Here is a 26,297-nt window from a genome sequence, read left to right on the forward strand (position 1 = left end):
GGATCGTCTGTCATTGCGCGTCGCAACCTGCACAAATTGCCACCGACCGCAAAACAGGCAGGCAGCCGCCCCGCAAATAAAAGGTGCAACCTTCTAAAAGTGCTTGGCAACTGCGCAAACACTGTCTAAAAATAATGCAAATAACCCTTCTGCATGAAAGATCATCAGTTGTCCCTTCCGGAATTGTCAGAACCGTTCAGCATCGGCTCAGTAACGATCCGTAATCGTGCGGTGCTGGCGCCCATGTCTGGCGTGACGGATCTGCCGTTCCGGCAGCTTGCCTGGCGTTATGGTGCGGGTCTGGTCGTGACGGAAATGGTCGCCAGCCGCGAACTCGTGGCTAACAGGGGTGAATCCTGGGCGCGGCTGAAAAATGCCGGCATGGTTCCGCATATGGTGCAGCTTGCCGGGCGCGAGGCGCATTTCATGGCGGAAGCCGCCAGGATTGCCGCTGATAACGGCGCCGGCATCATCGATATCAACATGGGTTGCCCGGCCAAGAAGGTGACGGGCGGTTATTCCGGTTCGGCGCTGATGCGCGATCCCGACCATGCGCTCTCGCTGATCGAGGCGACGGTTGGCGCGGTCGATGTGCCCGTCACGCTGAAGATGCGGCTCGGCTGGGACGAAAACACCATCAATGCGCCCGAGATTGCCCGCCGCGCCGAAGCCGCAGGGGTTCAGCTCATCACCATTCACGGTCGTACCCGCATGCAGTTTTATGAGGGACTTGCGGACTGGGACGCCATCCACGCCGTGCGCGAGGTGATTTCCGTGCCGCTGATCGCCAATGGCGATGTCGAGACCGCTGATGATGCGCGGGAAATTCTCCGTCGTTCCGGTGCGGATGCCGTCATGGTCGGTCGCGGTGCGCAGGGGCAGCCATGGTTGCCGGCCGTGCTGGCGGGACACGCCGCGCCGCAACGCGCCGAAATCGCTGATATCGCCGTCGAGCATTACGAGATGATGCTGGAATTTTACGGAAGGGAAGCCGGCCTGCGGCATGCCCGCAAACATCTGGGCTGGTATCTCGACCGTTTTGCACCTGAGTTTACCGCGCCCGACAAGGCTAAAATCATGACATCGCGTGACACGGGGGAAGTGGCAGATCTGCTGCGCTCCGCCCTTTGCGAAAATGCGGGCGAAGAAGCCGCAAGGAAGGCCGCATGAGCGCTGACAAACACAGCCCGGCAGATGCAAACCCGCTCGCCATGGCGGTTCTGAACGCGGTGCAGAACCCCGTCATTCTGGTGGATGCCGAAGGTTTTATCGCATTCGCCAATTGGGAAGCCGAAGCCTTTTTCGGGGCGAGCGCCTCCCATCTTGCCCGCTACCGCGTCTCCACTTTCATTCCCTTTGGCAGCCCGCTTCTGGCGCTGATCGATCAGGTGCGGGAGCGCCGCGCGCCGGTCAATGAATATCGCGTTGACCTGAGTTCTCCGCGCCTCGGACAGGACAAGTTGGTCGACCTTTACGTCGCGCCTGTCGTCAGCGAGCCCGGATCGGTCGTCGTCGTCTTTCAGGAACGGTCGATGGCCGACAAGATCGATCGGCAATTGACCCATCGCGCCGCGGCTCGTTCCGTCACCGGGCTCGCCTCGATGCTGGCGCATGAGATCAAGAATCCGCTTTCCGGTATTCGTGGCGCCGCCCAGCTGCTGGAAACATCGGTTGCCGACGAGGACCGGGCGCTGACGCGGCTGATCTGCGACGAGACCGACCGCATCGTCTCGCTGGTCGATCGCATGGAGGTATTTTCCGATGAGCGGCCGGTGGACCGCGTGCCGGTCAACATCCATTCAGTGCTCGATCATGTGAAGGCCATCGCCAAGGCCGGCTTTGCCCGCAACATCAAGATTTCCGAAAATTATGACCCTTCGCTGCCGCCTGTCTATGCCAATCGCGACCAGCTTGTGCAGGTGTTTCTCAATCTGGTGAAGAATGCGGCGGAAGCCGTGGGCAACCAGCCGGATGGCGAGATACTGCTGACCACCGCTTACCGTCCCGGCATGCGCCTTTCAGTCGCCGGCAGCCGTGAGCGCATCTCGCTGCCGCTCGAATTCTGCGTGCATGATAATGGTCCGGGCGTCCCGGCCGATCTTTTGCCGCATCTTTTCGATCCTTTCATTACCACCAAGACGAATGGTTCGGGCCTTGGGCTGGCACTTGTTGCGAAGCTGATCGGCGCGCATGGCGGCATCGTTGAATGTGACAGCCAGAACCACCGCACGACTTTCCGCGTATTGTTGCCCGTCTCGCCGGAAATGGCGCTCGACGACAGCTCTTTGCCGAACACGACAGGAAATGACCCATGACAGCTACGATCCTCGTCGCCGATGATGATGCCGCGATCCGTACGGTTCTGAACCAGGCGCTCAGCCGCGCCGGTTACGATGTGCGCATCACTTCCAATGCCGCAACGCTCTGGCGCTGGGTTTCGGCAGGTGAGGGCGATCTTGTCGTGACCGATGTCGTGATGCCGGACGAAAACGCCTTTGATCTTCTGCCGCGCATCAAGAAGGCCCGGCCGGACCTGCCGGTTCTGGTCATGAGCGCCCAGAACACTTTCATGACCGCCATCAAGGCCTCGGAAAAGGGCGCTTATGATTATCTGCCCAAGCCATTCGATCTGACGGAGCTGATCGCCATCATCGGCCGCGCGCTTTCTGAGCCCAAGCGCAAGCCGGCCAAGCTGGATGACGACATGCAGGACGGCATGCCGCTGGTTGGCCGCTCGGCAGCGATGCAGGAAATCTACCGTGTTCTCGCCCGCCTGATGCAGACTGACCTGACGCTGATGATCACGGGTGAGTCCGGTACCGGTAAGGAACTGGTGGCGCGGGCGCTGCATGATTACGGCAAGCGCCGCAATGGTCCCTTCGTCGCCATCAACATGGCAGCGATCCCGCGTGATCTCATCGAATCGGAACTGTTCGGCCATGAGAAGGGCGCCTTCACCGGCGCGCAAAACCGCTCCACCGGCCGTTTCGAACAGGCCGAGGGCGGCACGCTGTTCCTCGATGAAATAGGCGATATGCCGATGGACGCACAGACGCGCCTGCTGCGTGTGTTGCAACAGGGCGAATATACCACGGTGGGTGGTCGCACACCGATCCGCACCGATGTCCGCATCGTTGCCGCCACCAACAAGGACCTGAAGCAATCGATCAATCAGGGCCTCTTCCGCGAAGACCTTTATTATCGCCTGAATGTCGTGCCGCTGCGCCTGCCGCCGCTGCGTGACCGCGCCGAGGATATTCCCGATCTGGTGCGTCATTTCATCCAGACAGGCGAGAAGGAAGGCCTGGAAGGCAAGCGTTTTGAGAGCGAAGCCCTTGAGGTCATGAAGGCCTATGCCTGGCCGGGCAACGTGCGCGAGCTGGAAAACCTTATCCGCCGGCTGATGGCGCTTTATCCGCAGGAAGTCATCACTCGCGAGATCATCGAGCAGGAATTGCAGTCGGATGTTCCTGACAGCCCGCTCGACAAGATGGCGGTCCGCACCGGCACGCTGAGCATTTCGCAGGCGGTCGAGGAGAATATGCGGGATTATTTTGCGAGCTTCGGCGACGGCCTGCCGCCGCCCGGCCTTTACGATCGCGTGCTGCGCGAACTCGAATATCCGCTGATTCTCGCTGCCCTGACGGCAACGCGTGGCAACCAGATCAAGGCCGCCGATCTCCTCGGCCTCAACCGCAATACGCTGCGCAAAAAGATCCGTGAGCTTGGCGTTTCGGTCTATCGCAGCTCCCGCCCGACCTGAGAATGTTGACAAGGCCGCACTTGTCGTTGCATTTTCGCCACATTGTGTTGCTTGGAAAACACTAGGAGGGAGAGAGATTCGCTGGTCTCAAGCGTTTCTCGCCTGACTTCAGGAATGTGGTGCTGGCTGGCCAGCGATTGGGAGTAGTGCATGCGGAAACCCGCCGCTGAACACGCCGTTGCCGATGAGGCAGCGGGCATGGTGGTTGCCGATCGCAGGATGTCTTTCGCTCTGCCGGGGCTGGTGCTCGCTGGCGTCGCCCTCGTTTGCGCCATCATCACACTCTTCGTGCTTCTCGGCGTCACGCCGATTGCACCGACATCCAATGTCGTCATTGCCTCCGTCGTCATCAATTCGATCTTCGTGATCGGCCTGATCTTTTTGATCGGCCGCGAAATCAACCGCCTGCTGAAAGCGCGCAAAAAGGGCAGGGCGGCGGCCCGTCTGCATGTGCGCATCGTCGTGCTTTTCTCCATAGTGGCAATCACGCCGGCCGTGCTTGTCGCCATCTTCGCCAGTCTGACACTGAATGTCGGTCTCGACCGCTGGTTTTCGCTTAGAACCCAGTCGATCGTCGATTCCTCCAGCAATATCGCTCAGGCCTATATGATGGAAAATGCCGGCTACCTTCAGGGGCAGACCCTGTCGATGGCCACCGACCTCGATCGCAACCGCGCGCTTTTTTATCTCGACCGCACGGGCTTCGTCGATCTGATGACCCGTCAGGCCAAGGGCCGCGGCCTGCTTGGCGCGTTTCTGGTGCAGGAGGATGGCGACGCCGTCGCCCAGGCCAACATCAAGACGGAAAAACCGCTTCCCGCCATTCCGCACGATGCGCTGGAAAAGGCCGCCGCCGGTCAACCGACCCTGATCCCGCCCGGCATTACCAACCTTGTCGGCGCCATCATCAAGCTTGAAGGCATCGAAGGCACTTTCCTCTACACCGTTCGCGCCGTCGATCCCAAGGTGATGGGCGCGATGCGGCTGATGGAGGAGAACCGCGCCGAATACAAGGCAATGGAGGCCGGCCGTGCGCCGTTGCAGATCGCCTTTGCCATCCTCTATCTCGGTTTTGCCTTGATCGTGCTTCTGGCCGCCATCTGGACCGCTATTGCGGTGGCCGACCGTATCGTGCGACCGATCCGCCTGCTCATCAGTGCCGCAGACAGTGTCGCCACCGGCAACATGCATGTGCTTGTGCCCGTTCGCGCCGTCGATGGCGACGTCGGGCGCCTGTCGCGCACCTTCAACAAGATGGTCTCGGAACTGCGCAGCCAGCAGGAGCAGATCATCGAGGCCAAGGACGATATTGACGATCGCCGCCGCTTCATCGAGGCCGTATTGTCGGGCGTTACCGCCGCCGTTATCGGTGTTGACGAGAACCGCAAGATCACCATCGTTAATCCGTCGGGCGAAGAATTCCTGGCGCAGACCTCCGAGCAGCTCATCGGCGCGCAATTATCGGAGATCGCGCCTGAGATCGAACAGGTGGTGACCGAGGCCAACACCTGGTCGCGCGGCAACTTCCGCAAGCAGATCAACATCATGCGACGTGGCAAGGAGCGGACGCTCAATGTGCAGGTGACCCGCGAGGATGCCCGCGACAGCCGCGACAGCTACGTCATTACTCTCGACGACATCACCGATCTCGTCATCGCCCAGCGCTCCACCGCATGGTCGGATGTGGCGCGCCGGATCGCCCATGAAATCAAGAACCCGCTGACGCCGATCCAGCTTTCCGCCGAGCGCATCAAGCGCCGTTTCGGCAAGCAGATCGACGAAAGCGACCGCGCCGTTTTTGACCAGTGTACGGACACCATCGTCCGGCAGGTCGGTGATATCGGCCGGATGGTGGACGAATTCTCGGCTTTCGCGCGCATGCCGAAGCCGACGAAGGAGAAGTCGGACCTGCGTTCGATCCTGAAGGACGCGGCGTTCCTGCGGGAAATCAGCGCCGCCGACACGAAATTCTCTACCGAACTGGGCGATGTCGCGCTGGAGGGCATGTTTGATGCCCGCATGCTGGGACAGGCGTTCGGCAATCTCATCAAGAATGCGACGGAAGCCATCGAGGCCGTGGAAGGCGAAAAGCGGCCGGGGAAAATCCTCGTGCGCGCCTCTTTCGACGAGGTCAATTCCCGTTTCGTGGCTGACATCATCGACAATGGCCGCGGCCTTCCCGTCGAGAACCGTCATCGCATTCTCGAACCCTATATGACGATGCGCGACAAGGGCACCGGTCTCGGCCTCGCCATCGTCAAGAAGATCATCGAAGAGCATGGCGGGTATCTGGAACTCCACGATGCCCCGCCGGAGTTCGATCACGGCCACGGCGCCATGATCAGAGTGCTGCTGCCCTATATCGAGGCGGTGGGCGGCGAAAATAACAAGGAAGCAGCATATGGCGTCTGATATTCTGGTCGTGGATGACGAGGCGGATATTCGCGAAATCGTGGCGGGCATTTTGTCCGACGAGGGCCACGAAACCCGCATGGCCTTCGACAGCGACAGTGCGCTGGCCGCGATTTCGGAGCGCGTGCCGCGCCTGATCTTTCTCGATATCTGGATGCAGGGTTCTAAGCTCGACGGTCTGGCGCTGCTCGACGAGATCAAGAGCCGCCATCCCGAAATTCCTGTCGTCATGATTTCCGGTCACGGCAATATCGAAACCGCCGTCAATGCCATCAAGCGCGGTGCTTTCGATTTCATCGAAAAACCGTTCAAGGCCGACCGTCTTATCCTGATCGCCGAGCGGGCGCTGGAGAATTCCAAGCTGAAGCGCGAGGTACAGGAACTCAAGAAGCGCACGGGTGACGCGGTTGAACTCGTCGGTGCCTCCCTTGCGGTTTCGCAGCTGCGCCAGACCATCGACCGGGTTGCTCCCACCAACAGCCGCATCATGATCCTTGGCCCTTCCGGTTCCGGCAAGGAACTGGTGGCGCGCATGGTGCACAAGAAGTCCTCACGCGCCACCGGGCCTTTCGTGGCTTTGAATGCCGCGACGATCACGCCCGATCGCATGGAAATCGCGCTCTTCGGCACCGAAGGGCTGCCGGGTCAGCCGCGCAAGGTCGGCGCGCTGGAAGAGGCCCATCGCGGTGTTCTTTATCTCGACGAAGTCGGTGAAATGCCGCGCGAAACCCAGAACAAGATCCTGCGTGTGCTGGTTGACCAGCAGTTCGAGCGCGTCGGCGGCGGCAAGCGGGTGAAGGTGGATGTGCGCATCATTTCCTCGACCGCCCATCATCTCGAAAGCCTGATCGCCGAAGGTCAGTTCCGCGAGGATCTCTACCATCGCCTTGCCGTCGTGCCCGTGAAGGTGCCGGCTCTGTCCGAACGGCGCGAGGATATTCCGTTCCTCGTCGACATGTTCATGCGGCAGATTTCCGAGCAGGCCGGCATTCGTCCGCGCAAGATCGGCGACGACGCCATGGCCGTTCTGCAGACGCACGACTGGCCGGGCAATATTCGCCAGCTGCGCAACAATATCGAGCGACTGATGATTCTCGCGCGTCCCGAAGGCGGCGAAGCACCGATCTCGGCCGACATGCTGCCATCAGATATCGGCGACATGTTGCCGAAGATTTCGGCGCAGGGAGACCAGCACATCATGACCCTGCCGCTGCGTGAAGCCCGTGAAATGTTTGAACGGGATTATCTGGTAGCCCAGATCAACCGTTTCGGCGGCAATATTTCGCGCACGGCAGAATTTGTTGGCATGGAAAGATCGGCACTGCATCGCAAACTGAAATCTCTCGGCGTATAAGGACAGAAGGCGCATTGCCGTAACCGATATTCCGTCAGAGAGACAGCATGAGAGTCATCATTTGCGGCGCAGGGCAGGTGGGTTACGGCATAGCCGAACAATTGTCGCGCGAGGATAACGAGGTATCGGTGATCGATACCGCCGCGCCGCTCATCTCCGCCATCACCGAGACGCTCGATGTGCGTGGTTATGTCGGCCATGGCGCGCATCCGGACATGCTGGCGAAAGCGGGCGCCGACCAGGCGGACATGATCATCGCCGTCACACTGCATGACGAGATCAACATCGTTGCCTGCGAGGTGGCGCATGCCTTGTTCAGTGTGCCGACCAAGATCGCCCGCATCCGCGACCAGAGTTATCTGAAGCCGGAATATGCCGATCTCTTCAGCCGCGAGAACATGTCGATCGACGTGACGATTTCCCCGGAAGTGGAAGTCGGCAAGATGGTGTTGCGCCGCATCGCCTTTCCAGGCGCCACCGACGTCGTACGGTTCGCGGATGACACGATATACATGCTGGCGATTGAATGTATGGAGGACTGCCCGGTCATCAATACGCCGCTACACCAGCTTTCCAACCTTTTTCCGGACCTCATCGCCACGGTTGTCGGTGTTTTCCGTAACGGCATCCTCAAGGTGGCGCATTCCTCCGAACAGTTGAGGGTCGGCGACCTTGCCTATGTCATCTGTCAGCGCCAGCACGCCCGCCGTACCTTAAGCCTGTTTGGCCATGAGGAGCAGGAAGCGCAGCGTATCGTGATTGCCGGCGCCGGCAATATCGGCCACTTCGTTGCCCGCAAGATCGAGGAGATGCAGCCGAAAACCCGGGTGAAGATCGTCGAGGCGGATCGCGACAGGGCTGTTGCCGCATCGGAGCAGCTCAGCAACACCATCGTCATGCATGGTTCGGCGCTTGATCAGAAAATTCTGATGCAGGCCGATATTCAGGATGCGGATCTGATCGTAACGCTGACCAATAACGACCAGACGAATATTCTGGCTGCCGTGATGGCAAAGCAGCTGGGTTGCAAGTCCAATCTTGCGCTGCTGAACAGTTCGTCCTTTCACGATGTGGCGGGTTCGCTTGGTCTCGATGCCTATATCAACCCTCGCGCCGTCACCATCTCCCGCGTTCTCCAGCATGTGCGCAAAGGCCGCATCCGCTCGGTCTATGCCGTGCAGCGCGGGTCGGCGGAGGTGATTGAGGCTGAAGCGCTGGAAACCTCGCCGCTGGTGGGCCAGTCCTTCCGTGATATCGACATGCCGGACGGCGTACGCATCGGCGCGATCTATCGCGACGGTGTGGTGATCCGCCCGGATGGCAGCACGAAGATCAAGGCGAAGGACCGCGTCGTGCTGTTTGCCTCGGCGGATGCGGTGCGCGACGTGGAGCAGCTTTTCCGGGTTTCGATACAATATTTCTGACTGTTTCGAATCGAAAAAGCGGGTCAATACTCGTACTCGTCAGGCCGTTTTCGCCGTTGCGGAATGGGACATGATTTGATACCAGAGTTGCAGGCTGGCCAAGCGGGGGACTAGACTCGGCCGGTTTATTATTGATTGATTATTTTCCGGTGTCCCTGCCGGCAATAAAGAAAGAAGCGGCGCCATGGCGGAACGTTCTCAAAATCTTCAGGATCTTTTCCTCAATACCGTTCGTAAGCAAAAGATTTCGCTCACGATTTTTCTGATCAACGGCGTCAAGCTGACGGGCGTTGTCACCTCCTTCGACAATTTCTGCGTGCTTCTGCGCCGTGACGGTCATTCGCAGCTGGTCTACAAGCATGCGATCTCGACCATCATGCCCGGCCAGCCGATGCAGATGTTCGAAAGCGAAGAAGGCGCAGCCTGATCAGGCTCCCTCTGACGGTATCTTCGATATAGACTGACCCGGATCGGAACATTTCCGGTCTCGTCAGGTTAATCTCCATGGCCGTCCGCGCGGATGCGGTCGGCCGCAATGTTCTTTCTGGATAAGGCTGAGCCCATTTCGACGCGCGACACCTCGAACGAATCGATCATTCCGGAGCAGGAGAAGCGCCGCGACGACATGCGCGCCGTGGTCCTCGTGCCGGTCCTCAAGCAACAGCGTGAAAATCGCGATGCGGCGGCACCAGTTGCTCCCGGCCGCTCAGTCGAAGCCAAGCTTGAGGAAGCAAAGGGTCTGGCGCTTGCCATCGAGCTCGAGGTAACACAGGGTCTCATCGTTTCCGTCAATCAGCCGCGCCCCGCCACCCTGTTCGGAACCGGCAAGATCGAGGAAATCGGTCATCTGCTGGATGAAACCAATTCCGGCCTGGTGATTGTCGATCATCCGCTGACCCCGGTGCAGCAGCGCAATCTCGAAAAGCAATGGAATGCCAAGGTCATCGACCGGACAGGCCTGATCCTCGAAATCTTCGGCCGTCGCGCTTCCACCAAGGAAGGCACGCTGCAGGTTGACCTTGCGCATCTGAATTACCAGAAGGGTCGCCTCGTCAGAAGCTGGACCCACCTTGAGCGCCAGCGCGGCGGTGCGGGCTTCATGGGCGGTCCGGGTGAAACCCAGATCGAGGCCGACAGACGCCTGCTGCAGGATCGCATCGTCAAGCTTGAGAAGGAGTTGGAGCAGGTGGTGCGTACCCGCCAGCTTCACCGCGCCAAGCGCCGCAAGGTGCCGCATCCGATCGTTGCGCTGGTCGGTTATACCAATGCCGGCAAATCCACGCTGTTCAACCGCATCACCGGGGCAGGTGTTCTGGCAGAGGACATGCTGTTCGCCACGCTCGACCCGACATTGCGGCGCATGAAACTGCCGCATGGCCGCACGGTTATCCTGTCCGATACCGTCGGTTTCATTTCCGACCTGCCGACCCATCTCGTCGCGGCTTTCCGTGCGACGCTGGAAGAAGTGCTTGAAGCCGATCTCGTTCTGCATGTGCGTGATATGTCCGATCCGGACAATGCCGCCCAGTCTGCGGATGTGCTGCGCATTCTCAGCGATCTCGGCATCGACGAGAAAGAAGCCGAAAAGCGCATTATCGAGGTCTGGAACAAGGTCGATCGTCTGGAGCCGGAAGCGCATGACGCCATCATGCAGCGCGCCGAAGGCCGCTCTGATATCCGTGCCGTTTCGGCGATCACGGGTGAGGGCGTCGATGCCCTGATGGAAGAGATTTCAAAGCGCCTGTCCGGTGTACTGACGGAAACGACTGTTGTCTTGTCTGTCGAGCAATTGCCGCTGATTTCCTGGGTCTACAGCAACTCCATCGTCGATAACCGTGAAGACCATGAGGACGGATCGGTCGCGCTGGATGTGCGCCTGTCGGAAGCGCAGGCTGTGGAACTGGAGCGGAAGCTTGGAAAAGCAACCATTCGCGAGCGCGAGGACTGGGAGCGCTGAACGGTCTGTAAGAAAGCCGGCATTCCCTCACATTCGACGTTACCCTTGGGCTTGTCTCAAGGATCTAAACACGTCGAATGAAATCAAGACGTTGGCAGATCCTCGGGACAGGCCCGAGGATGACGGTAGAGTGTTTGGCGAGGTTCGTCGTAATCAGGACGGAACCACATCAAGCGACCGCTCGATGCGTTTTGCCGCCTGCCAGAGGTCTTCCATCCTCTCGAGGCTCGCCGCCTGAAGCGTCTCGCCATTATCGTTGAGCGATGTTTCGATGTGATTGAAACGTCTGCGGAATTTCGTGTTGGTGCCGCGCAGCGCATTTTCCGGATCAGTCTTGACGTGACGGCTGATATTGACCAGCGCGAAGATCAGGTCGCCAAGTTCGTCCGAGACCTTCTCCGGCCTGCCTTCCGCCAGCGCCTCGCGCAGCTCGGCGATTTCCTCTTCGATCTTGTCGAGGATGGGCGCCGGGTCCGACCAGTCGAAACCAACGCGCGCCGCCTGTTCCTGAAGCTTCAAAGCCTCGGTCAGCGCCGGCTGGCTGCGCTGTACGCCGCCCAGAAAGCCGGCCTTGAAATCCTCGGTAATACCCCGGCGCGCACGGCGCTCCGCACGCTCACGTTTTTCTTCAGCCTTGATCTGGTCCCATTGCAGCTTGACCGTTTCCGGTGTGTCGGCACCGGAGACGGCGAAAACATGCGGGTGGCGACGGATCATCTTTGAAGTGACGGCGTGCACCACGTCACCGAAAGCGAATTCGCCCATTTCCTCTGCGATGCGGGCATGGAAAACCACCTGCAGGAGAAGATCGCCCAGCTCGTCGCACAGATCGTCCGTATCCTTGCGCTCGATGGCATCGGCAACTTCATAGGCCTCTTCGATGGTGTAAGGCTTGATCGTCTCGAAGGTCTGAACGATATCCCACGGGCAACCGGTTTCCGGCTGGCGGAGCGCCTCCATGATCTCGATCAGGCGGGAAATATCCTTCGAGGCTTCCATATGTATCAAACCTTTGTTTTTACGCATTTTCCGCACGGAAATCCGCACTGCACCCTCAACGAAAATGCCCTAGTTCAGCGGAATATCATTGTCGCTCTTCGATGATTGATAGCTGGTGGAGAGATCATCGTAAGTTGCCTTGATACGGGCCGTCTGCGCCTTCAGGGTGGTTTTCAGCGGATCGTCCTCGCCCTCGACCAGATCGGCGATGAAGAAAGAATTCCAGAACGCGTTGTTGCGGCGATAACCGCCCGGCTCCAGCCCGAATACCTCCTTCAGGATTTTCAGATCATGCGGGATTGCAAAAGCATCGCGTGAATCCTCATGGCTGAAGAAGGAATAGAAATTGTCGAATCCGGCCCAGGTGATGGCCGACATGCACATGGTGCAGGGTTCATGGGTGGAAAGGAAAATCAGATCCTTGGTATTCGGCTTTTCACCCAGCTCGTAAAACCGCTTCAGTGTATGCACTTCGCCGTGCCAGAGGGGATTTTCGAGTTCGTTGTTCGTTTCGGCAACCACCAGCGACAGGTCGGATTTGCGCAGGATCGCCGCACCGAAAACCTTGTTGCCCAAGCTCACACCGCGGGCCGTCAAGGGCAGGATATCATGCTCGATGACGTCGAGAAGGCGGGAAGCGAGGCTGTGGCTGGTCAAGGGTCTGATCCTTCGTGCCGCTTTAAAGAAAGCGGTATTCGCGTGGAGAAAACGACAGAAAATGATCCTCCCTTGTTCGGCGCGAGGACCCGGTTTGTCAAGGGATTCTCATGGGTTTGAGGGCGCCCTGACCGGTGCAAAACGGGGGTGCCGGTTTGTTTTCCTCAAAAACAGGGGTGTTCGAGAAATAAAAATCCAAGCGCTGGAAAGGCTTGAATTTCTGTTTCTTCAATCTTGCGCCGCAATGCGGGATATATGTCCAATGCACAACGAACATGATTTTTCCGCAGCTGGCGATCGCCTTTCGACCTTCCCCGCTTTCTTCCGGGTTGAGGGGCGGCAGGTCGCCGTCTTCGGAAATGGCGACGAGGCTTTCGCCAAGGTAAGGCTCCTCGCCAACACCAATGCGCATATCGTTGCTTATGCCGATCAGCCGGAGGCGGATTTTGCCCGCTATATCAGCGAAAATGGCATCGATCATCGGGCTTTGGCGTTCGCCGTTGAGCTGATCGAAGGCGCGACGCTGGTTTTTGCCGCCACTGGAGACGAGGCGCTCGACCGCGAAATCGTATCCGCCGCGCGTGCGAAGAAAATCCCCGCAAATGCGGTGGATCAGCCGGAATTTTGCGATTTCTTCACCCCGGCGATTGTCGCCCGCGCACCCGTCGCCATCGCCATTGGCACGGAAGGGGCAGGGCCGGTGCTTGCCCAGATGATCCGCGCCCGCATCGACCAGATGCTGTCGCCGTCGCTGGGGAAACTCGCACGTCTTGCGGTGCAGTATCGTGATGCCGCCGAGGAGAATGTGCCCAGGGGCGCGTTGCGGCGCAATTTCTGGCGGCGGTTCTTTTCGGGGGCGGTTGCGGATGCTGTCGCTCTCGGGGACACCTCTTCCGCCCGTCACGCCGCAGATCGCCTGCTGCAATCGCCGGAACGCAGCGAAGGTCGCGTCTGGCTTGTTGGCGCCGGTCCCGGTGCGGAAGATCTGTTGACGCTGCGTGCACAGCGCGTGCTGATGGAAGCCGATGTGATCGTTTACGACGCGCTGGTGCCGCAGGCGATTGTCGATATGGGCCGCCGCGATGCCGAAAGGCTGTCTGTCGGCAAGCGCAAGGGCTGCCACAGTAAGTCGCAGGAAGAGATCAACCGTCTGCTGGTGCGTCTTGGCCGGGATGGCAAACGCGTCGTGCGCCTCAAATCCGGCGATCCGCTGGTCTATGGCCGGGCAGGCGAGGAAATGGCGGCACTGCGCAATGCCGGTATCGGTTACGAGATCGTGCCTGGCATCACCTCCGCCTTCGCCGCCGCTGCGGATTTCGAATTGCCGCTGACGCTGCGCGGCGTGGCTTCGTCGCTGATCTTCACCACCGGCCACGATCTGACCGGCGATGTCCTGCCCGATTGGGCCCGTCTTGCCGTTTCCGGCGCAACAATCGCCGTTTACATGGGCCGCAGCGTTGCCGCCTCGGTGGCGACGCGGCTGATCGAAGCGGGCCTGGGTGTGGAAACCACCGTCGCCGTCATTGAAAACGCCAGCCGCGCGGATCGTCGCCTGCTGCATGGCACATTGAACGATCTGCCCGACCTCGAACATCGCGATGAACTGACCGGCCCGGTCATGGTCATCATCGGTGATGCGGTGGCGGGCGCCAATTTCGACAGGTCCGAGGCGCTTGCACTGTCAGTGCAGCCGGCGGATTTCAAACGGGAGTACGTAAATGGTTGACAAGGTTTTGACCGCCAATCGTCTGGGCGATGGTATCGCCGTCTGGCTCGACGCCAATGGTGACTGGACGGAGAACCTGCAGGGTGCCATCGTTGCCCGCCATGCGGAGGCAGTCGCTTCGTTCGAGGAAATCGGCAAGCGTGATTTTTCCGCCAACAAGGTGGTCGATGTGGCCATCGTTGATGTGGTGGAGGAGAATGGCAAGCTCTGGCCGACCCGGCTTCGCGAGCGTATCCGCGCTGCCGGCCCCACCGTGCACTATGCCACCGGCTTCAAGCCGGCCGATGCAGCATTTATCGCAGTCTGAGGAAGAATATGTACCGTTACGACGAGTTCGATCACGCATTTGTTGAAGGCCGCGTGGCGCAGTTTCGCGATCAGGTCGAGCGCCGGCTGTCCGGCGAGCTGGCCGAGGACGCATTCAAGCCGCTGCGCCTGATGAACGGCGTTTATCTCCAGCTGCATGCCTATATGCTGCGCGTCGCCATTCCCTACGGTACGCTGAATTCGCAACAGATGCGGATGCTGGCCCATATCGCCCGCAAATACGACCGGGGTTACGGCCACTTCACCACCCGCCAGAACATCCAGTATAATTGGCCGAAGCTTTCCGATACGCCGGATATCCTGTCTGAACTGGCAAGCGTGGAAATGCACGCGCTGCAGACGTCGGGCAACTGCATTCGCAATGTCACCGCCGATCATTTCGCCGGCGCGGCCGCCGATGAGGTCGCCGATCCGCGCCCCTATGCGGAAATTCTGCGCCAATGGTCTTCCGTGCATCCGGAATTCTCGTTCCTGCCGCGCAAGTTCAAGATCGCGGTAACGGGTGCTGAGCGCGATCGCGCCGCCATTCAGGTCCATGATATCGGCCTGCATCTGAAAAAGAACGACAAGGGCGAGATCGGTTTTGCCGTTTATGTCGGTGGCGGGCAGGGCCGCACGCCGATGATCGCCAAGAAAATCCGCGATTTCCTGCCGGAAGAGGACCTGTTGTCCTACACCACGGCAATCATGCGCGTTTACAACCTGCACGGCCGCCGCGACAATAAATACAAGGCGCGCATCAAGATCCTCGTGCATGAAACCGGCGCGGAAGAACTGGCCCGCCAGGTCGAGGTCGAGTTCGCCGAGCTGAAAAACACCGAATTGAAGCTGCCGGATGCCGATATCGCGGCGATTTCCGCTTATTTCGCGCCGCCGGAACTGAAGAACCGCCCCGAAGGCTGGGAAAGCCTGGCGCGCTGGAAGAAGGCGGATGAGGGTTTTGCCCGTTTCGTTGACCAGAACGTCCAGCCGCACAAGCACCCCGATTACGGCATGGTGACGATTTCGCTGAAACCGATTGGCGGCATTCCGGGCGATGCGACCGACGAGCAGATGGAACTTGTCGCTGATATCGCCCAGGAATACGCTTTCGACGAAATCCGCATCAGCCACGAGCAGAACATCATCCTGCCGCATGTGGCGCTGGCCGATCTGGAACCGGTCTATCGTGCACTGGTGGGTGCTGGCCTTGCGACCGCCAATGCAGGGCTCATCACCGATATCATTGCCTGTCCCGGGCTGGACTACTGCGCGCTTGCCAATGCGCGCTCCATTCCGGTGGCGCAGGAAATTTCCACCCGTTTCGGTGCTCCGGAGCGTCAGGCGGAAATCGGTGAGCTGAAGATCAAGATTTCCGGCTGCATCAATGCCTGCGGCCATCACCATGTCGGCCATATCGGCCTGCTGGGCGTGGAGAAAAAGGGAGCCGAGCTCTACCAGATCACGCTCGGTGGATCGGGTGACGAAAACACCTCGATTGGTGAGATCATCGGCCGTGGTTTCGAGCCGGACAGGGTAACCGACGCCATTGAAACCATCGTCGATACCTATCTGCGGCTTCGCCTGTCGAAAGAGGAAATCTTCCTCGATGCCTATCGCCGTGTCGGACCGCAGCCTTTCAAGGATGCGCTCTACGGTTCCGCCGCCGAAGCCGCCTGAGGAGAGCGTCATGACGAAAATCTGGAACCGCGACGGCTTCGTGGAAAACGATCCCTGGGTGATCGAAACGGAAGAGGTGAAAGCGACAGCCGCGCAAAAGCCGCTGCTGCCGCTCGCCGATTTCCTCATCCGTGCGGCGGAAAGCAACGATGTAGGCCTGGGCGTGCTGATTGCGCCGGCTGACGATGTCACCCGCCTTGAGCCCTATCTTGACCGTATCGACCTCGTGGCCGTGAGTTTTCCGGCCTTCAACGATGGCCGTGGTTTCAGCCACGCTTCGCTGCTGCGCAACCGCCTCGGTTTTAGTGGCGAGGTGAGGGCGGTCGGCGACGTGCTGATCGACCAGGTGCCGCCGATGCTGCGCACCGGCTTCACCAGTTTTGCAGTGACGAACGGCACGGCGATCCGCCGCCTGTCCGAAAATCGCCTGCCGGAAATCCCGGTTTATTACCAGCCGACGGCCCGGCCGGCGGCGGGCGGCGAGGCCTATAGCTGGCGTCGGCGTGCGTCCCTGTGACGCGTTGCGCGGAAATATGATTTTTTGATACATATTTCCTGAGCACATAGCAGTTGTGATATTCTCATGCCTTCAAACCTCGGCAAAAATGGTATAATTGCCCGGTTGGAGAATGTCGCTTATCGAATAAGAATGGACGGAACCTGAAATGAACGCGCCAGCCAAGACGGAAGATTTCGCGATCAAGATACCTGATGGTGTTTACGCCGAGACGGTTTTATCTGTGGAGCACTATACGGATCACCTGTTCCGTTTCCGCATGACACGTCCGGCCGGTTTCCGTTTCCGCTCCGGTGAGTTCGCCATGATCGGCCTCATGGTCGGAGAAAAGCCGATCTACCGCGCTTATTCGATCGCCAGCCCCGCCTGGGATGAGGAACTGGAATTCTTCTCGATCAAGGTTCCCGACGGTCCGCTGACCTCCCATCTTCAGGCGATCAAGCCCGGTGACACGGTTCTGATGCGCAAGAAGCCGACAGGCACGCTGGTTCTGGATGCGCTGACACCCGGTAAACGGCTCTACATGTTCTCGACCGGCACCGGCATTGCGCCTTTTGCAAGCCTGATCCGTGACCCCGAGACCTATGAGAAGTTTGAAGAGGTCATCCTCACCCATACCTGCCGTGATGTTGCAGAGCTGAAATACGGCTTCGATCTGGTTGAGGAAATCCGCAACCACGAATTCCTGAACGAAATCGTCGGCGACAAGCTCAAGCATTATGCGACGGTGACCCGCGAGGATTACCCCTTCAAGGGCCGCATCACCACGCTGATCGAAAACGGCAAGCTGTTTGCCGATCTTGGCGTTCCGGCGCTTGATCCGGAAATTGATCGCGGCATGATCTGCGGTTCCTCGGCCATGCTGAAGGACACCAAGGAATTGCTTGAAAAGGCCGGCCTGAATGAAGGCGCCAACAACAAGCCCGCCGAATTTGTGATCGAGCGCGCTTTCGTCGGCTGAACGCATAAGACGACGAGATTTCAGGAGGCCGTAAGGCCTCCTTTTTATTTGCACCTTCGGTGTAGCTATCGAGAAATGCTGTCATCAGCCTGTTTCGGCGCGATTTCATTGCGATAGAGAACGAAAAGTCCGATAGCGATCGCCGCGATGCCGCCGCCGACGAGATGCGACAGCGAATAACCACCCTTCGTCACCAGCCAGCCTGCAACGACATTGCTGAATGATGCGCCAATGCCTTGAATCATCATGACGCTGGCAAGGCCGACGTTAAACCGGCCGGTCCCCTTCAAGATTCTTTCCACTGCGACAGGTGTGACGATGCCGAGCAGGCCGGCGCCAACGCCGTCAAGAAACTGTACCGGAAAAACGACCCAGAAATCCGTAAAGGCCGAAGCGAGAAGGCCACGTATGGGCAGGGCGACGAGCGCGATGATAAACACCGTCGAAAGACCGAAACGGCGTATCAGCCACGGCGCCATCGCAGCGACGAAAATCATCGCGAATTGCGCGACGCCGGTGATGATGGCTGTGGTACGGAAGGGCGTTTGCAGTTCGATGGCGAAATCCTGTGCGATCAATCGACCCATGGGCGCGTTGCCAAAATGGAAGACGAGCAGAATGATGGCGAGAAAGATCAGCCCGCGTTCGTGCAGCAGAACCCTTATTCCGGATGGCCCGGGCTCTCCCTTGTCTTCGGCAAGACCGCGCGCAGCCTTGTGATCTATCCTGTCAGGATCAATCGCCGCCGTCGCGACCAGAGCGCCTGCAGCAGTCAGCAGCATCAGGCCAATAATCCCATTCATGCCGAAGAAGGTGACGACCACATAGGTCGCAAAAAGCGACGCGAAATTGCCGCCGTGGTTCCAGAATTCGTTGCGCGAGATCTGATGGGAAAACAGGCGCTCGCCGACAAGACCCAGTGTGAGGCCGGCAAGTGCCGGGCCGATCACGGCGCCGACGACCGCCGTCATGATCTGCCCGGTCCAGACGATCCAGGCATCCGGAAAGATCAGCGTGATCAGCGCGCCGATGGTCACGAGAACGACAGGGATGGCAATCAGCATCCTCTTCCATGTTGTGCCATCAACAAGGGCACCGCAGAGCGGTGTCGCAAGCAGACCGACAAGGCCACCCACCGTGGCGATCATGCCCAGCGAGAGCGAAGACCAGCCCTTTGTCGCCAGAAATGCATCCAGAAACGGACCGAGACCGTCGCGGGCATCGGCGAGGAAAAAATTCAACGCTGCAAGGGCAAAAAGCGTGCGGTCTGGGATGCCACCGCTGCGCGGCAGACCGCCGGAGGGAACGCCGCCATGCGGAGTCGAAACGCCAATAGTCGTCATGAAATACGCTCCGAAAAACATGCGCGAGTAATGGGAAATTGATCAAGGCTGGCGAGAAACAGCTGTGTCTGCATTTGGTTGCATCGGCGAGAGATAAACATAAAACTCTCGACATTTTTGATCGCCGCAGAATAGGCTGAAGGAACGTTTGACCGTACTGTCGAGTTAGTCTCCGTGGAAAAACGGATTACTCGCCATGAAAACCCATGCTTTAGCACTTCTATTTTCGGCTGTATTGCTCGGCGGCCAGCCCGCACATGCGGATGAACGCGCATTCCTCTCATCGCTGAAAGGTACATGGGCGGGTAAGGGGACCGTGATTACGCGGATCGGTACTCCACCGATCAATGTAAGTTGTACGCTGAATTCCAATGCGGGGGCATCGTCGCTCAACATGTCTGGCACGTGTCGCGGCCTTCTTGTGGTAAGGCGCGCTATCGCGGCTGATCTTTCAGAAAAGGGCGGACGCTACAGCGGGGCCTATACTGGCCCGTCTGGCCGACCATCGGCCCTTTCCGGCACAAGACGAGGAAACGCAATCAACCTGACGGTCCGCTGGAACCGCGACATAAACGGCGACCGGGTTGCCGCCATGACCATCGAAAAGATTGGAGCCAACGGACTGCGGCTGCGCACCACCGATAAGGACGGCAGAACCGGCAAGACGGTGGTGACGAGCGACATCCGGCTGGTGCGCTGACGAGCGGCGATGATGTAGCGCCAGCTTGTCTATCTGAATTCAAGCAGCAGCGGGCAATGATCCGAAACCTCCGGCTGCGCCACAACGTCGAAATGGTCGATCTTCACAGCCGGATTGACCAGCATGTAATCCGCATAACGGTTCTGCTTGATGTAATGCGAAGTCCGCGTGTCCGTAAAGCCGCGCGTCGTGACCAACTCGGTAAGGTCAAGTTCTCTCAGAACGGCAAAAGTCTCGCTGTCGGGCAAAACATTGAAATCGCCGCAGACGATGATCCGGTCACCAGCCTCGGCGATATTTCTGACCAGCTGCACGAGCCGCTTCGCCTGGGCCAGACGCGTGGGGCTGTCGTGCTTGCCTTCTAGGTCTCGCAGGCCGTGCATGTGGGCGATGACGGCGGGCTGGCCGGTTGTGAAATCAAAAATACGACTGGCATGGGCGGTCCGCGATCTCGGGTGGTCGCCATATCCATCGGCTGAAAAGGTGCCGTGAACGAAACCCTGCGCCTGCGCGACAATGGGAATGGATTTACGCACGAAGGTCGCCAGCCCCCATTGCGACGGGTATCTTATATCACCGTCCCAGAGATCACCCTGCGCTGCCGGGCAGAAAACCGCCAAGTGATCGGGCAGGGCGTCTGCGATATCCCGCAGGAAATTCGCCCTCTGCGGCAGGTCGATGCCGTGATCGCGATAGGACAGCCAGTCCTGCGTGGCATCAGGCGTATAGACCACTTCCTGCAGACACAGGATATCGGGATCGGAAAAGGAGAGATAGGGAACAAGCTCGTCATGGAGCTTTCCACCCCAGCCGTTCAGGCAGATCAGACGCATTCACACTCCATCGCCGCGGAATTGCATGATCCCGTTTAGCATGGAACCGCTGGCGATCAATCCGTCCCGCGATTTCGGGGTGTGGGGATGTCGCGCCCTGATGACGAAGGCCCGGATGTTTCCGGGCCTTTGATGCAGGTTCAAGCCGAATGCCTTATTCGGACATCTTGTGTCAGGCAGCGCTGACTACATCTTCGGCAGCAACACCTTGTCGATGACATGAATGACGCCATTGGATTGCTTGACGTCGGCGATGGTTACATGGGCAACCGTACCATTCTCGTCCGTCAATGTGATTTTGCCCTTGCTTTCCTTGGCCTTGAGCACACAGCCACCCACGGTCTTCACGTCATGCTCACCCTTGTCGTCCTTGATCATCTTTTCGATGGCCGGTGACAGTGCATTGGCGGCAACGACGTGGCAGGTCAGTACCTTGACCAGCTTCGCCTTGTTCTCGGGCTTCAGAAGATCGTCGACCGCACCCTTCGGGAGGGCAGCGAAAGCTTCGTTGGTCGGCGCAAACACAGTGAACGGACCTTTTCCTTGCAGTGTTTCGACAAGCCCGGCTGCCTTCACCGCTGCGACAAGCGTTGTGTGGTCTTTCGAGTTCATCGCATTTTCAACGATATTCTTGTCCTCGAACATTGCGGCGCCGCCAACTTTGGGGTTCGCCGCGTAAGCGGAAACCATGCCGATGGAAAGAGCTGCGGCCAGCGTCAGGGCACGAACAGAAACGTTGTACATCGTTATTCCTCCTTGGTGACTTCCAAACCCCGAAAGGCAGTTCTTCCGGTGGCCGCTATCGGTCATCCGTAGCGATAAAAGAGACGAAAGCCGTTTCCTCGAAGTTTCGAGGCGAGCCAGGAAAAATGATAAATATTTGATTTCAAGAATGATTATCTATGTGCCGACATAAAAAAAGCCCGGAGCAATCCGGGCTTTTGTCTTGAACGAAACGAAGTTTACTCAGCCGCTTCGGCATAATCCTCCATCGGCGGGCAGGTGCAGATGAGGTTACGGTCACCATAGACATTGTCGATGCGGTTGACCGGCGACCAGTATTTGTCGATGCGGAAGGCGCCGGGCGGGAAGCAACCCTTTTCGCGGCTATAGGGACGGTCCCATTCGCCGACGAGGTCTTCCACCGTGTGCGGCGCGTTCTTCAGCGGATTGTTGACCTTGTCCGCACGGCCTTCCTCGATGTCGCGGGCTTCCTCGCGGATCGCCAGCATGGCATCGCAGAAACGGTCGATTTCCGCCTTGGTCTCGGATTCCGTCGGCTCGATCATCAGCGTGCCGGCAACCGGCCAGCTCATGGTCGGCGCGTGGAAACCGCAATCGACGAGGCGCTTCGCCACATCGTCCACCGTCACGCCGCAGCTGTCGGCGAGCGGGCGGGTATCGATGATGCATTCATGCGCCACGCGACCGGTCTCGGACTTGTAGAGCACGTCGTAAGCGCCCTTCAGTCGTTCGGCGATGTAGTTGGCGTTGAGGATCGCCACCTTGGTCGCCTGCGTCAGCCCTTCGCCGCCCATCATCAGGCAGTAGCTCCAGGAAATCGGCAGGATCGACGGCGAACCGAAAGGAGCTGCAGACACCGCGCCTTCACGACCGTCCGTCGCCGGATGGCCGGGCAAGTAAGGAGCAAGATGCGCCTTGACGCCGATCGGCCCCATGCCCGGACCGCCGCCGCCATGCGGAATGCAGAAGGTCTTGTGCAGGTTGAGGTGCGAAACGTCGGAGCCGATATCGCCTGGACGGGCAAGGCCGACCATGGCGTTCATATTGGCGCCGTCGAGATAGACCTGACCACCATGCTTGTGGGTGATCTCGCAGATCTCGCGAACGGTCTCCTCGAACACGCCGTGAGTGGAGGGATAGGTGATCATGCAGCACGAGAGGTTTTCCGCATACTGCTCTGCTTTTGCACGGAAATCATCGATATCGATGTCACCGTTATCCCGCACCTTCACCGGCACTACCTTCATGCCGACCATCTGTGCCGAGGCAGGGTTTGTGCCATGGGCCGAGGTGGGGATGAGGCAGACATCGCGATGTGTGCCGCCATTGGCAAGGTGATAGTTGCGGATGGTCAAAAGCCCGGCATACTCGCCCTGCGCACCGGAATTCGGCTGCATGGAGAAGGCATCGTAACCGGTGACCGAGCACAGCTTTTCCGAGAGATCATCGATCATCTCCTTGTAACCCAACGCCTGATTGGCCGGCACGAAGGGATGGATGTCGGAAAATTCCGGCCAGGTGATCGGCAGCATTTCCGCCGTGGCGTTCAGTTTCATGGTGCAGGAACCGAGCGGGATCATCGAACGGTCAAGCGCCAGATCGCGGTCCGAAAGACGGCGGATGTAACGGGTCATCTCGCTTTCGGCACGGTTCATGTGGAAGATCGGATGCGTCATGTACTGGCTGGTGCGCAGCAGTTCCTTCGGCAGACGATAGTCCGGTTCGAAATCCGAGATCGAGAAATTGCCGCCAAAAGCACGCCAGACGGCCTCAAGCGTTGCCGGGCGGGTACGCTCGTCAAGGCTCATGCCGATTTTGGTCGCGCCGACCTTGCGCAGGTTCACGCCTTCCGCCACGGCCGAGCGCAGGATGACGCCCTGCATATGGCCGACCTCGACGGTGATCGTGTCGAAGAAGGTTTCCGGCTCGATAGTATAGCCGAGTTTCTCCAGACCCTTGGCCATCAGCACGGCCTTCTGGTGGGTCTGCTGGGCAATCGCCTTGATGCCCTGCGGGCCGTGGAAGACGCCGTACATCGAAGCCATGACGGCAAGCAGCACCTGCGCGGTGCAGATGTTCGACGTCGCCTTTTCGCGGCGGATGTGCTGTTCACGGGTCTGCAGCGACAGGCGATAGGCGCGGTTGCCGCGCGCATCGACGGAAACGCCGACCAGACGGCCGGGCATGGAGCGCTTATGCGCGTCCTTAACGGCCATGTAAGCCGCGTGCGGACCACCATAACCGACCGGAACGCCGAAACGTTGCGAGGTGCCGATGGCGATGTCTGCGCCCATTTCGCCGGGAGATTTCAGAAGCGTCAGCGCCAGAAGATCGGCGGCGACGGCGGCAATCGCGCCTGTCTGGTGCAGACGGGAAATCAGGCCGGAGAAATCGCTGACATGGCCATGGGTGCCGGGATACTGGAAGATCGCGCCGAACACATCGACCGGATCGAGATCGGTGAACGGGTTGCCGATAATCACCTTCCAGCCGAGCGGGGCCGCGCGGGTCTCGATCAGCGCGATGGTCTGCGGATGGCAATTGGCGTCCACGAAGAAGGCGGTTGCCTTGGACTTGGCGACGCGCTGGCACATGGCCATGGCTTCGGCAGCGGCAGTCGCTTCATCGAGCAGTGATGCATTGGCGACATCAAGACCGGTGAGATCGCAGACCATGGTCTGGTAGTTCAGCAGCGCCTCAAGGCGGCCCTGGCTGATTTCCGGCTGGTAGGGCGTATAGGCCGTGTACCAGGCCGGGTTCTCCAGAATATTGCGCTGGATGACCGGCGGCGTGATGGTGCCGTAGTAGCCCTGGCCGATCAGCGAGGTCAGGACCTGGTTCTTGTTCGCGGTCTCGCGAAGACGATCCAGCGCCTCGCGTTCGGTCAGCGCCGCACCCCAGGTGAGAGGCGCCTTCTGGCGGATGGAGGAGGGAACGGTGGCATCGATGAGCGCGTCGAGGCTCTTATAGCCGACGACCTTCAGCATCTCTGCCATTTCCGACGGCGATGGCCCGATGTGACGCCGGTTGGCGAAATCATAGGGCTGATAGTCGGTGAAATGGAATTCGGTGGGCGTCGTCATTACGCGATCAGCTCCTTGTAGGCTGCTTCGTCAAGCAGCGTATCGGCATCCGCCACGTTGGAAAGCTTCAGCTTGAAGAACCAGCCGGCACCCTGCGGATCGGAATTGACCAGCGAGGGATCGTCAACGATCGCCTGGTTGATTTCGACCACTTCGCCATCCAGCGGACAATAGACGTCGGAGGCAGCCTTGACGGATTCAACGGTTGCAGCATCGCCATCCTTGGCAAAGGTTGCGCCCACTTCCGGCAGTTCGACGAAGACGAGATCGCCGAGCTGTTCAGCGGCGTGGCTGGTAATGCCGACGGTGGCAATATCGCCTTCGAACTTCAGCCATTCGTGTTCTGCGGTAAATTTCAGCATCGTGTTCTCTCCGGAGATGGGATGGAATTATCGTTTATAGGTGGGCTTGATGAAGGGCAGGGCAGCGACGGCAACGGGCAGGTATTTGCCGCGCACTTCCGCAAAAATCGCCGTGCCGGGAGCCGCGTAGGACACGGGCACATACCCCATGGCGACAGGGCCTTCGACCGAAGGGCCAAAACCGCCAGAGGTCACTTCGCCGATTTCCGTCTTGCCTTCGGCATCCGCGAAAAGCTTCGAATGGCCACGCACCGGCGCCTTGCCCTCGGGCTTCAGACCGACGCGGCGGCGCGAGGTGCCATCCTTGAGTTCGCCGAGAATGCGCTCCGCCCCCGGAAAACCGCCTTCGCGATCACCACCGGTGCGGCGCGCCTTCTGGATTGCCCATTCAAGCGAGGCTTCGATGGGTGACGTCGTGGTATCGATGTCGTTGCCATAAAGACAAAGGCCGGCTTCGAGACGCAGACTGTCGCGCGCGCCAAGCCCGATGGCTTCGCAATCGGGATGTTCGAGCAGGGCTTTGGCGATTTCCTCCGCCTTGCCGGCGGGTACGGAGATTTCAAAACCGTCCTCACCGGAATAGCCGGAACGGGAAACGATGCAGGGCACGTCATGCAGCGGCACTTCCTGCACGTCCATGAATTTCATTTCGGACACGCCAGCCCATAGTTCCGCCAGCACCTCTTCGGCGCGTGGTCCCTGCAGCGCGATCAGCGCGCGATCGTCAAGAAGGGTGATATCGCAGGCGTCGGAAAGATGCGCCTTCATATGGGCGACATCCGCATCCTTGCAGGCCGCATTGACGACGACGAAAAGATGGTCGCCGCGATTGGTGATCATCAGGTCATCGAGGATGTGGCCGCTGTCGTCGGTGAAGAAGCCATAACGCTGGCGGCCTTCCTTGAGGCCAAGAATATCGACCGGCACAAGCGTCTCAAGCGCGCGTGCGGCATCGGCATTGTCGCCGGACCTAGCCTTCACAATCACCTGTCCCATATGGGAGACGTCGAACAGACCGGCGGAGGTGCGCGTCTGAAGATGTTCCTTCAGCACACCGGCCGGATATTGCACCGGCATGTCGTAACCGGCAAACGGCACCATGCGGGCGCCGAGCGAAACATGCAGGGAATGGAGCGGCGTGGTTTTAAGCTCGGCGGTATCGTCCAAGGACGCCTCCAGGGTAGCGCGAGATATCGCGCGGGCTCAGGTCATGGCGCAGACGCGCCGGTTCAAGAGCCCCCTCTGTCCTTGTCGCCTGAGATTGTTATCCCTTCGGCGAGCCGTCCTTTAGATCAAGGTGGCTTCTCTCCAGAGTTCCGTCGTCACCGCTGGTCCTTTTGCCTGAGAGTTTCCGGGGCGGTTGCTCCTTCGGCACCGCAGTGAAGCGGCTTCTCCCAACGATGATGCGACGCTCATTATCTTCGAAGCCCCGCTGTTGGCAAGGACCAAATGACGCATCTGAACAGATTCTTGCTC

The 26,297-nt window shown here is 59.3% G+C and carries 22 protein-coding genes and 1 riboswitch; of the genes, 14 read left to right on the forward strand and 8 right to left on the reverse strand.

The window, feature by feature from the left end; all coding sequences use genetic code 11:
- Nucleotides 1-153: 153 nt before the first annotated feature.
- The 8 genes from dusB (at nucleotide 154) to hflX (ending at nucleotide 10,910) form a co-directional block, all read left to right on the forward strand.
- Nucleotides 154-1,170, forward strand: a complete 1,017-nt coding sequence (gene dusB, locus PL640_RS06590; protein WP_271361160.1) for a tRNA dihydrouridine synthase DusB — start codon at nucleotides 154-156, stop codon at nucleotides 1,168-1,170.
- Nucleotides 1,167-2,315, forward strand: a complete 1,149-nt coding sequence (locus PL640_RS06595; RefSeq protein ID WP_046800206.1) for a two-component system sensor histidine kinase NtrB — start codon at nucleotides 1,167-1,169, stop codon at nucleotides 2,313-2,315. The genes dusB and PL640_RS06595 overlap by 4 nt, the downstream gene beginning before the upstream one ends.
- Nucleotides 2,312-3,763 carry a nitrogen regulation protein NR(I) gene (gene ntrC, locus PL640_RS06600; protein ID WP_046800205.1) on the forward strand — a complete coding sequence of 484 codons (1,452 nt, stop codon included), beginning with the start codon at nucleotides 2,312-2,314 and terminating at the stop codon, nucleotides 3,761-3,763. The genes PL640_RS06595 and ntrC overlap by 4 nt, the downstream gene beginning before the upstream one ends.
- A 150-nt stretch (nucleotides 3,764-3,913) precedes the next feature.
- A complete protein-coding gene (locus tag PL640_RS06605; protein WP_271361161.1) occupies nucleotides 3,914-6,175 on the forward strand; it encodes a sensor histidine kinase NtrY-like in 2,262 nt (753 codons plus the stop codon).
- On the forward strand, nucleotides 6,165-7,529 hold the full coding sequence (gene ntrX, locus PL640_RS06610) for a nitrogen assimilation response regulator NtrX (RefSeq protein ID WP_035217431.1): 1,365 nt from the start codon (nucleotides 6,165-6,167) through the stop codon (nucleotides 7,527-7,529). Before PL640_RS06605 ends, ntrX begins: the two co-directional genes overlap by 11 nt.
- Before the next feature lie 26 nt (nucleotides 7,530-7,555).
- Nucleotides 7,556-8,953, forward strand: coding sequence for a Trk system potassium transporter TrkA (trkA, locus tag PL640_RS06615; protein ID WP_269699830.1), 1,398 nt, complete (start codon nucleotides 7,556-7,558; stop codon nucleotides 8,951-8,953).
- A 184-nt stretch (nucleotides 8,954-9,137) separates the two neighbouring features.
- A complete protein-coding gene (hfq, locus tag PL640_RS06620) occupies nucleotides 9,138-9,380 on the forward strand; it encodes an RNA chaperone Hfq (RefSeq protein WP_003496145.1) in 243 nt (80 codons plus the stop codon).
- 108 nt (nucleotides 9,381-9,488) lie between these two features.
- The gene (gene hflX, locus PL640_RS06625; RefSeq protein ID WP_193559495.1) at nucleotides 9,489-10,910 is read left to right on the forward strand and encodes a GTPase HflX; all 1,422 of its coding nucleotides are present in this window, start codon (nucleotides 9,489-9,491) and stop codon (nucleotides 10,908-10,910) included.
- A 153-nt stretch (nucleotides 10,911-11,063) separates the two neighbouring features.
- Here the strand turns inward: hflX and mazG are convergent, their stop codons facing one another.
- A complete protein-coding gene (mazG, locus tag PL640_RS06630; protein ID WP_271361162.1) occupies nucleotides 11,064-11,909 on the reverse strand; it encodes a nucleoside triphosphate pyrophosphohydrolase in 846 nt (281 codons plus the stop codon).
- Nucleotides 11,910-11,978: 69 nt separating this feature from the next.
- Nucleotides 11,979-12,566 carry a deaminase gene (locus PL640_RS06635; protein WP_271361163.1) on the reverse strand — a complete coding sequence of 196 codons (588 nt, stop codon included), beginning with the start codon at nucleotides 12,564-12,566 and terminating at the stop codon, nucleotides 11,979-11,981.
- A gap of 262 nt (nucleotides 12,567-12,828) precedes the next feature.
- On the opposite strand from PL640_RS06635, the gene cysG reads away from it, so the two are divergent.
- The 5 genes from cysG to PL640_RS06660 all read left to right on the forward strand — a co-directional run bounded on the left by cysG (nucleotide 12,829) and on the right by PL640_RS06660 (nucleotide 17,756).
- Entirely contained in the window at nucleotides 12,829-14,292 is a 1,464-nt protein-coding gene (cysG, locus tag PL640_RS06640; RefSeq protein ID WP_271361164.1) for a siroheme synthase CysG, read from the forward strand.
- On the forward strand, nucleotides 14,285-14,599 hold the full coding sequence (locus PL640_RS06645; RefSeq protein WP_046800199.1) for a DUF2849 domain-containing protein: 315 nt from the start codon (nucleotides 14,285-14,287) through the stop codon (nucleotides 14,597-14,599). Before cysG ends, PL640_RS06645 begins: the two co-directional genes overlap by 8 nt.
- Nucleotides 14,600-14,607: 8 nt before the next feature.
- Nucleotides 14,608-16,278 (forward strand): nitrite/sulfite reductase, encoded by a 1,671-nt coding sequence (locus tag PL640_RS06650; RefSeq protein WP_271361166.1) that lies wholly within the window; start codon nucleotides 14,608-14,610, stop codon nucleotides 16,276-16,278.
- Between the two features lie 10 nt (nucleotides 16,279-16,288).
- Nucleotides 16,289-16,795 (forward strand): DUF934 domain-containing protein, encoded by a 507-nt coding sequence (locus PL640_RS06655; protein WP_271361167.1) that lies wholly within the window; start codon nucleotides 16,289-16,291, stop codon nucleotides 16,793-16,795.
- Between the two features lie 148 nt (nucleotides 16,796-16,943).
- Complete coding sequence (locus PL640_RS06660; RefSeq protein WP_142839719.1) at nucleotides 16,944-17,756, forward strand: ferredoxin--NADP reductase; 813 nt, start codon at nucleotides 16,944-16,946, stop codon at nucleotides 17,754-17,756.
- A 65-nt stretch (nucleotides 17,757-17,821) separates the two neighbouring features.
- Here the strand turns inward: PL640_RS06660 and PL640_RS06665 are convergent, their stop codons facing one another.
- Nucleotides 17,822-19,099: an MFS transporter gene (locus PL640_RS06665; protein WP_271361168.1), complete on the reverse strand. Its 1,278-nt coding sequence runs from the start codon at nucleotides 19,097-19,099 to the stop codon at nucleotides 17,822-17,824.
- Nucleotides 19,100-19,295: 196 nt separating this feature from the next.
- On the opposite strand from PL640_RS06665, the gene PL640_RS06670 reads away from it, so the two are divergent.
- A complete protein-coding gene (locus PL640_RS06670) occupies nucleotides 19,296-19,799 on the forward strand; it encodes a hypothetical protein (protein WP_142839721.1) in 504 nt (167 codons plus the stop codon).
- Nucleotides 19,800-19,828: 29 nt separating this feature from the next.
- Here the strand turns inward: PL640_RS06670 and PL640_RS06675 are convergent, their stop codons facing one another.
- From PL640_RS06675 to gcvT, 5 genes are all read right to left on the reverse strand, one after another.
- A complete protein-coding gene (locus PL640_RS06675; RefSeq protein ID WP_271361169.1) occupies nucleotides 19,829-20,632 on the reverse strand; it encodes an endonuclease/exonuclease/phosphatase family protein in 804 nt (267 codons plus the stop codon).
- A gap of 186 nt (nucleotides 20,633-20,818) precedes the next feature.
- Entirely contained in the window at nucleotides 20,819-21,376 is a 558-nt protein-coding gene (locus PL640_RS06680; RefSeq protein WP_271361170.1) for a fasciclin domain-containing protein, read from the reverse strand.
- Nucleotides 21,377-21,594: 218 nt separating this feature from the next.
- Nucleotides 21,595-24,459, reverse strand: coding sequence for an aminomethyl-transferring glycine dehydrogenase (gene gcvP, locus PL640_RS06685; RefSeq protein ID WP_271361171.1), 2,865 nt, complete (start codon nucleotides 24,457-24,459; stop codon nucleotides 21,595-21,597).
- Nucleotides 24,459-24,821, reverse strand: coding sequence for a glycine cleavage system protein GcvH (gene gcvH, locus PL640_RS06690; RefSeq protein ID WP_006315335.1), 363 nt, complete (start codon nucleotides 24,819-24,821; stop codon nucleotides 24,459-24,461). The genes gcvP and gcvH overlap by 1 nt, the downstream gene beginning before the upstream one ends.
- A gap of 27 nt (nucleotides 24,822-24,848) precedes the next feature.
- Nucleotides 24,849-25,988: a glycine cleavage system aminomethyltransferase GcvT gene (gene gcvT, locus PL640_RS06695; RefSeq protein ID WP_271361172.1), complete on the reverse strand. Its 1,140-nt coding sequence runs from the start codon at nucleotides 25,986-25,988 to the stop codon at nucleotides 24,849-24,851.
- A gap of 152 nt (nucleotides 25,989-26,140) precedes the next feature.
- Nucleotides 26,141-26,228: riboswitch (glycine riboswitch) on the reverse strand.
- Nucleotides 26,229-26,297: the final 69 nt, after the last annotated feature.

This window comes from Agrobacterium sp. ST15.16.024, from assembly GCF_027956545.1.
Lineage (GTDB): Bacteria > Pseudomonadota > Alphaproteobacteria > Rhizobiales > Rhizobiaceae > Agrobacterium > Agrobacterium cucumeris.

Excerpts from the sequence above, each read along its gene's own strand:
- dusB (WP_271361160.1), top strand. The coding sequence starts at position 154 with ATGAAAGATCATCAGTTGTCCCTTCCGGAATTGTCAGAACCGTTCAGC.
- PL640_RS06595 (WP_046800206.1), top strand. The coding sequence starts at position 1,167 with ATGAGCGCTGACAAACACAGCCCGGCAGATGCAAACCCGCTCGCCATG.
- ntrC (WP_046800205.1), top strand. The coding sequence starts at position 2,312 with ATGACAGCTACGATCCTCGTCGCCGATGATGATGCCGCGATCCGTACG.
- PL640_RS06605 (WP_271361161.1), top strand. The coding sequence starts at position 3,914 with ATGCGGAAACCCGCCGCTGAACACGCCGTTGCCGATGAGGCAGCGGGC.
- ntrX (WP_035217431.1), top strand. The coding sequence starts at position 6,165 with ATGGCGTCTGATATTCTGGTCGTGGATGACGAGGCGGATATTCGCGAA.
- hfq (WP_003496145.1), top strand. The coding sequence starts at position 9,138 with ATGGCGGAACGTTCTCAAAATCTTCAGGATCTTTTCCTCAATACCGTT.
- hflX (WP_193559495.1), top strand. The coding sequence starts at position 9,489 with ATGTTCTTTCTGGATAAGGCTGAGCCCATTTCGACGCGCGACACCTCG.
- mazG (WP_271361162.1), bottom strand. The coding sequence starts at position 11,909 with ATGGAAGCCTCGAAGGATATTTCCCGCCTGATCGAGATCATGGAGGCG.
- cysG (WP_271361164.1), top strand. The coding sequence starts at position 12,829 with ATGCACAACGAACATGATTTTTCCGCAGCTGGCGATCGCCTTTCGACC.
- PL640_RS06645 (WP_046800199.1), top strand. The coding sequence starts at position 14,285 with ATGGTTGACAAGGTTTTGACCGCCAATCGTCTGGGCGATGGTATCGCC.
- PL640_RS06650 (WP_271361166.1), top strand. The coding sequence starts at position 14,608 with ATGTACCGTTACGACGAGTTCGATCACGCATTTGTTGAAGGCCGCGTG.
- PL640_RS06655 (WP_271361167.1), top strand. The coding sequence starts at position 16,289 with ATGACGAAAATCTGGAACCGCGACGGCTTCGTGGAAAACGATCCCTGG.
- PL640_RS06660 (WP_142839719.1), top strand. The coding sequence starts at position 16,944 with ATGAACGCGCCAGCCAAGACGGAAGATTTCGCGATCAAGATACCTGAT.
- PL640_RS06665 (WP_271361168.1), bottom strand. The coding sequence starts at position 19,099 with ATGACGACTATTGGCGTTTCGACTCCGCATGGCGGCGTTCCCTCCGGC.
- PL640_RS06670 (WP_142839721.1), top strand. The coding sequence starts at position 19,296 with ATGAAAACCCATGCTTTAGCACTTCTATTTTCGGCTGTATTGCTCGGC.
- PL640_RS06675 (WP_271361169.1), bottom strand. The coding sequence starts at position 20,632 with ATGCGTCTGATCTGCCTGAACGGCTGGGGTGGAAAGCTCCATGACGAG.
- PL640_RS06680 (WP_271361170.1), bottom strand. The coding sequence starts at position 21,376 with ATGTACAACGTTTCTGTTCGTGCCCTGACGCTGGCCGCAGCTCTTTCC.
- gcvP (WP_271361171.1), bottom strand. The coding sequence starts at position 24,459 with ATGACGACGCCCACCGAATTCCATTTCACCGACTATCAGCCCTATGAT.
- gcvH (WP_006315335.1), bottom strand. The coding sequence starts at position 24,821 with ATGCTGAAATTTACCGCAGAACACGAATGGCTGAAGTTCGAAGGCGAT.